The sequence below is a fragment of the Psychrobacter sp. GW64-MNA-CIBAN-0177 genome (genome assembly GCF_040309585.1).
Taxonomy (GTDB): domain Bacteria; phylum Pseudomonadota; class Gammaproteobacteria; order Pseudomonadales; family Moraxellaceae; genus Psychrobacter; species Psychrobacter okhotskensis.
In genome coordinates this window covers 20970-27699 of sequence record NZ_JBEOOY010000027.1, presented here as the reverse complement: position 1 = coordinate 27699, position 6730 = coordinate 20970, and the positions used below count along the sequence as shown (strand labels likewise).

The window sequence follows — 6730 nt, the reverse complement described above, 5'->3', positions numbered from 1 at the left end:
GTTGGTCATACTAGTTTCCTTCTTTGGGTTATTATAACCTCTTAGAAGCTGTCCAATTTTATTATGCCACTACAGTAGCTCGTCAACAGAGTCTGTACCAGACTGTACTGAAGACTTCTCGTAGCTATAGTCAAGTGGTGATAACTCATTCTCGTCTAGCGCACTGACTAAAGACCAATAGCCAAGCTCATCCACTGAGTCACCTGATACCCAATAGGTGGTGACCCCAATATCGGCAAGCAAGCCGGTAATAAAGTCATAATCGCTGACATCAGACTGCATACGCATAGCGAGCTGTGTGGTTAGTGGCTCTGATGAGAGTAGTTGCTCTGAGAGCTGCCAGTTAAAGTCGTAATCGCTAAGGATGCTGGTGATGATATCTAGGGTGGATTGATGGGTAAAGCTGCGAGTATGGATGGACTGGGTCAATTGCCAGTTAGGAGTGACAACATCAAGGGTGTAAAAGTGCATGGCCCCATCAGAATGTTGATAACGAATTGCCTGAATGACGCCTGTCCGACAAGTAGGCATCCGATCTGCAGATAGTGTGGTTAAACAGACAGTTGTGCTGATTAAAGATAGACATGCGTCGATATCTAAAAAACCATAACTGAACATTAGTATGTGACTAAAGGAGCTTTGATTGAGGCTACTTGTCCAGAAAAAGGCACTTGGATAAAGGAAGGTAGTTGCTAAAATGTCACTGCCAACGCTGAGTTGGTGTAGACGGGCAGTTTGTGAGGGCATAAAAGGGATTCTCATCATTACGACATTAAAAGCAAAACCGATAGATTACCAACAAAAGTTACTAGACTATCCTATGAAAAAAGTATAGGGTTTATTGAAATATTGTCAAGTATTAGTAACTATTGATACACTTATTAGGACATAAAAGTTTGATTTTAATTTCTATGCTATAGTTTGGTCTTTGTGTTTTCAGTGAAGTAATCGCTAATATTTTTGATGATTTGGAAGATTTAATAAATGAGTATTTACGCACAAAGACTGGCCTCTCAAATTGAATTCATTAAACAATGTGCTTTAATGAAAAAAGCGCCTACTCAAGATTTTGCTAAACACAGTGATTTCACTTGTACTGAAGAACAAACGATAGGCTTGCCAGGTATCAATCTGAACATCACCGACGATACCTCCGATGACGTTTGGCTTCGTTTAGAGCGATTGCGTGAAAACTCAGCACCTAAACCCAACAGCTCACTATTAGCACATTGGTTAACATTTCCAATAAAATTTGGCGATCAGCCTTTATTGAAAGAAAAAATCTATGTAAAAAACTTAATAGATGATGGTGTTATCGCTTATGAAGAAGCATTCACCCCGTTTGAAGTCGAGGACAACTATCAGGATGAGACATTAGAATTAGAAGTAGAAGTAGAATTATCAGAAAAAGAAGTTCATTTAAAAGATTTTTCTGAAAGAGAATCTTTACAAGATGAATTTAATGATTATCTCAAAAACATTTGGAAGCCTTGGCTAGTGCAAGAGAAGCTTGTACGCCAAAGTATTGCTCTATATGCAAAGTTATTTAAGCTCAATCAAATGCTACAAGGCAACCTAGCTGATGAATCGCTTGAGCTGGTTTGGGGTGTCGGTGTTGCTGTAAGAAAAAATACTGATAATGGACAGAATAGCGAGCAAATCAAGTATCCATTACTAACACAATCTGTAGAAATCGACTTAGATCAAAAGACAATGGCTCTACTTATAAAGCCCAACCCCTCTCCTTCTACGCTTGAGACTGAACCCTTCTCCATAGATGAGAATCAAGGTTTGGCCAATCTATTAAAAGACAGTAAAGCGTTTTATGAATCAGAGGATGTTTTATTAAATCCGTTCTTGCCAAGTAGCTATGAGCCTATTTTAAAATCAGCAGTGACCTTGCTTGATGCTTCCGGCGTTTATTGGCCTGACCATACCATTACAGATGAACGAAAAATACCTAAGGCGCAAAATCACCTTATCGTCACTGATACATGGGTCATTATGGCGCGCCCTAGAAGCAATAATATATTTTTGCAAGATTTAGATAAATTCGCCATTCAGCTTGAAAATAGCGATGACCTTCCTTTACCAAATGCTCTTATAGCAATGTTGACCGAGCCTGCTACAGAAAATAAAGAAATCATACTACCCGCTTATCGTGGTCTATCTATGGTCAGCGGCAGTGAAAATTATACAGGCACGCCAGCTGAGCTATATTTTCCTAAAGCATTCAATGATGAACAAGTACAAATCGTACAGCAACTAAATGTCCATGACGGCGTTGTCGTTCAAGGCCCTCCTGGTACAGGCAAGACGCATACTATTGCCAACGTTATTTGTCATTATTTAGCGCTGGGTAAACGCGTGTTAGTCACGTCGATGAAAGATCCTGCATTAAAGGTGCTGCAAGAAAAACTGCCTGAATCCATTCGCCCGCTAGCGGTTAGTCTACTGACCAGTGAAAACGAAGGTTTAAAACAGTTCGAATATACGATTAAAAAAATATCAAGTGAAGTATCTAGTATCAATCAAGATGCCTACAAAAAAGATATCGTCATGCTTGATAACCAAATCGATACCATTCATGCGCAACTGGCCAGTACTGACAATAAGATTACGGCTTGGGCGCGGTTAAATCTTGATGATATCGTTATAGATAGCGAAACCATCAAGCCCATAGATGCAGCGACTGAGGTTGCTCAAAACAGGCAGCTTATCGAAAGCTTTCTAGATACATTAGGCATAGAAGAGACATTTAAGCCTAAATTTACTCATGCCGATATGACTGAACTAGGAAAAATAAGAATAAAGCTCGGAAGCGATTTGGATTATCTTGATAAAGAAATACCTGCTGTTGCAGACTTCCCTTCTATCAATACCATAAAACAACTGCACAAGGATTTGAGTTATCTCAATGAGTCGCAGGAGGCTGAAAAGCAAGGAGCGCTACCAAGCTTAGCAAACGAAAACGATAGCACTATCAGCATGGCTCACGATGCTGCTTCTAATACCTCTCGTTTAATTGATCTTCTTCAAAAGATTGCAGTGGCTGGGCAGGATTGGACGACTCATATTCAGCAGAGCTTAGCTGATGAGACTAAGCAAGACATCATCGCTCATCTAACTGTACTCAACGATGAGATTAAGTCGCTTTTTAATGAGAGAACCATTTATTTAACCAAACCTATCACGATGGCTGATGGTTTTGATAAAAATCCAGAGCTTGTTGACGCGGTCAAAAACTTATCCGAAGGCAAGAAACCATTTGGTATCGCTGGGATTTTTGGTAAGTCTGCTGAGAAGAAAATCCTTGAAGCTATCACGATTGTCTCTTCGCAACCCTCAACTGTAGAAGACTGGCAATATATATCTAGCTATATAGACTTTAGAAAAAAATCTCAGGCGCTAATTATTCGTTGGAATGCATTATCAAATGACTTGTCTTTACCAATATTCGACATAGCACCTGATAACTTATCTAATTTGAATTCAGCCGTTCATTTATATGAAGACATTGTCGGTAGCAACAACCTACAACACATTATTAAACAAGCGTTACATGCTATTTTCTTGGGCTGGGATATCATTTCTACTGCACCTTATAATAAAGATGTTTTAGTTGAGATTGAGGGCGTTCTTAAAAAACACTTAAAGAGACATAAATTGGCAGAAAGTCTCACGCTAAAAGAAAATTTACTGAATAAGCTTACTAACTGTAATGGCGTCATTAGTGGACAAATAACGCTCTTTTTAAATCAGAGAATCGGTAATTTGTCGTTGTTAGATGAGGCATTAAGTACGGAGTGGGAAGAGCTACTCAATGAGCTACAGCGAGTAAATAATCTTGCAACAGACTTACAGACGGTCACTGCCGTTACTCAGCTTATCGAAGACAGTGGTGCGCCACTCTGGGCAAATCAATTACGCCATGAGCCTTGTCTTAATTCTCAAGAGTCATTGTCATCTGATGAACTACTTCCTGATAATTGGCAGCAGATTTGGCGTCTTAGCCGATTGATGGGCTTTATAGACAGTATAGATGGTCGCAAAGAGTTGGTTGATTTAACCAAAACTCGTAGCCACTTAGAGTCAGATTTGGCAAGACTCTATCAAGAAGCAATCACCAAAAGAGCATGGCTAAAAGTCGCTGAGAATGCGACGCCAAACGTTAGGGCGTCTTTAGAGAAATACCGCTCTGCCATCATGCGTATTGGTAAAGGGACAGGCAAAGGCGCACATTATTATCGCCGTGAAGCGCGTGAAGCCTCTGCGGGAGCAAGTGCGGCTATCCCTTGTTGGATTATGCCGCATTATCGTATTTCTGAATCCTTGCCAGCAGAGTTCGGAAGTTTTGACTTGGTTATCATTGATGAAGCGTCTCAGTCTGATTTAACAGCGTTACCAGCAATCATGAGAGCAAAGAAAGTTCTAATCGTTGGTGACGATAAGCAAGTGTCACCAGAAGGTGTTGGTCTCGATATCGAAAAAATTCGTAATTTAATGGCACAGTATTTGAGCAATCAAGTGCCTGTCTATCGCTCACAGATGTCACCTGATCGTTCAATATATGATTTATTTAAAGTCGTTTTTGCTGATAGCAGCGTCATGCTAAAAGAGCACTTTCGTAGTGTTGCGGCTATTATTGAGTTCTCAAAGCGTGAATTTTATAATCATGAGCTGATACCGCTGCGCAAAGCCAAACCTTCAGAGCGCTTAGATCCACCACTGATTGATGTATACGTTACCGACGGCTATCGCATTGAAAGCTCTAATATCAACCCTTCAGAAGTCAGATTTATTGTCGATGAAATCAAAACCATCGTTTCTGACCCAACTTGCAAAGGTAAAACCATCGGTGTTGTCTCATTATTAGGCAATAAGCAAGCGCATAGTATTATGGAGATACTCAATAAAGAATTAGATGAGGCGCTAATGACCGCTTTTGATATTGCCTGCGGTGACGCTAGAACCTTTCAGGGTAAAGAGCGCGATATCATGTTTTTGTCGTTGGTAGTGGCACCCGGAGCTGCCCATGCACAAACGAGAGACACTTTCGCCCAGCGGATGAATGTTGCTGCATCGAGGGCGCGCGATAGAATGTATTTGGTACGTAGTATTGAGTTGGATGAGCTTAGCCAAGCTGATCATTATCGAGCGGAGCTTATCAAACATTTTCAAGCACCATTCATGCAAGATGAAGAACAGGTCGCTGATTTGCGCGATAAGTGTGAGTCGCCTTTTGAAACAGAGGTCTTTGACATTCTCATTGAGAGAGGCTATCGAGTTATTCCGCAGGTTAAAGCTGGCGCCTATCGAATTGATATGGTTGTTGAAGGTGAAGAGGACAATAGCTTAGCTATCGAATGTGATGGTGATAGATATCATGGGCCTGATAAATGGGATAGTGATATGCAGCGCCAGCGTATTCTTGAACGTGCTGGCTGGAAATTCTGGCGCTGCTTTGCGTCCACTTTTGTCACTCGTAAAAAAGAAGTCATCCAAGATTTATTAGCAGAATTGGAACGCTTAGAGATTTATCCAATCACTACCGACACGGCACATAGCAGCTCGTATGTCGAATCTAGAATCGTCAATACGGTTGAAGAACCCATACTCGATATTGAAGCTGAGACCTAAACATTTATAGCCTGCTAGATACTCAGTTCATAGCGACTATCATAATTATCTTAAGAAAAATCCGTCTTTTATCAAAGCACGGATTTTTCTGTTCTTAACTATACTTAAACTTAAAGAATCACCATTCACTACAAGCCACTATTTTACCTAGCTTATTAATACAGACAGACGTACCATCACTTTTCTCTTCTATCTGCGCTGTACCATTATTAAAATTGAAATACGTTGCACCAAAAGAAGTAACGCTCATCCTCTGTACTTTATCGTCCGAGAACTTGAAAGGAATGACAGTTCTATTGGCACCATCTATGAAGCCCCAACGATTACCTTTACGCACGCCAGCGAGCTGCTCACTAAAAGGTCTTATTTCATCATAAATGAAAGGGACAGCAACAGCTCCCGTCTTGGTAACAAATCCCCATTTATCATCTTTAATTACACCGAGCAGACCTTCATGAAAACCATAGTGCCCACCCAAATGACCATCCAGACCGTCGTATTGCGGGGCAACAACTTCTTTACCGTTAGTGTCTATAAGACCCCATAACTCCGTATTAAAGTCATAAACAGGAGCCCTATCATTGCTAAAAGAATCCATCATGGCGTAGTTATTTTCAAAACTGAGAATAACTTTATTGTTAGTATCGATGACACCATATGCATCATCTTTTACAACGACAATTTTACCTTGATAAACAGGGTTTGCCCAAACCTCATTATATTTATCATTAGGATCTATTAAGTTGTCGTAAATAGTAGGTACGACCAGTTTACCTTGTTCGTTGATATAGCCGACTTGATCGTTTTTTAAAACAGGAAAAAATCCATCGCTGTACAACCACGCCTCAACTTTATCAAAATCTTTGAGACTAGCTGTTACTTTACCTTTTATATTGAGTAACGCTTGTGGGCGATAATTGTCATCATAGGCAACAAATAGATGCGTATTATCAGTACATTGAATATTTCTATAGTTACTCTTCGGCGGCATACAGTCCTCAGCAGCTAAAGCAGGCAAACTACTTATTGAAGCAATAATTGGGACTAATAAAGCTTTAGCTATTTGCTTATACAAAACCTAATACCTCGA

At 40.2% G+C, this 6730-nt stretch carries 3 protein-coding genes; 1 reads left to right on the top strand and 2 read right to left on the bottom strand.

The window, feature by feature from the left end; genetic code table 11:
• Positions 1 to 69: 69 nt before the first annotated feature.
• Positions 70 to 747 carry a contractile injection system protein, VgrG/Pvc8 family gene (locus tag AAEY79_RS12800; RefSeq protein ID WP_201567816.1) on the bottom strand — a complete coding sequence of 226 codons (678 nt, stop codon included), beginning with the start codon at positions 745 to 747 and terminating at the stop codon, positions 70 to 72.
• A 237-nt stretch (positions 748 to 984) separates the two neighbouring features.
• Here AAEY79_RS12800 and AAEY79_RS12795 point away from each other — a divergent pair, with 237 nt between their 5' ends.
• Positions 985 to 5640: an AAA domain-containing protein gene (locus AAEY79_RS12795; protein ID WP_201567817.1), complete on the top strand. Its 4656-nt coding sequence runs from the start codon at positions 985 to 987 to the stop codon at positions 5638 to 5640.
• A gap of 118 nt (positions 5641 to 5758) precedes the next feature.
• Here AAEY79_RS12795 and AAEY79_RS12790 read toward each other — a convergent pair whose 3' ends face one another.
• Complete coding sequence (locus tag AAEY79_RS12790; RefSeq protein WP_025650814.1) at positions 5759 to 6715, bottom strand: WG repeat-containing protein; 957 nt, start codon at positions 6713 to 6715, stop codon at positions 5759 to 5761.
• Positions 6716 to 6730 lie beyond the last annotated feature (15 nt).

Coding starts and splice junctions, on each gene's coding strand:
- AAEY79_RS12800 (WP_201567816.1), bottom strand. CDS start 747: ATGCCCTCACAAACTGCCCGTCTACACCAACTCAGCGTTGGCAGTGAC.
- AAEY79_RS12795 (WP_201567817.1), top strand. CDS start 985: ATGAGTATTTACGCACAAAGACTGGCCTCTCAAATTGAATTCATTAAA.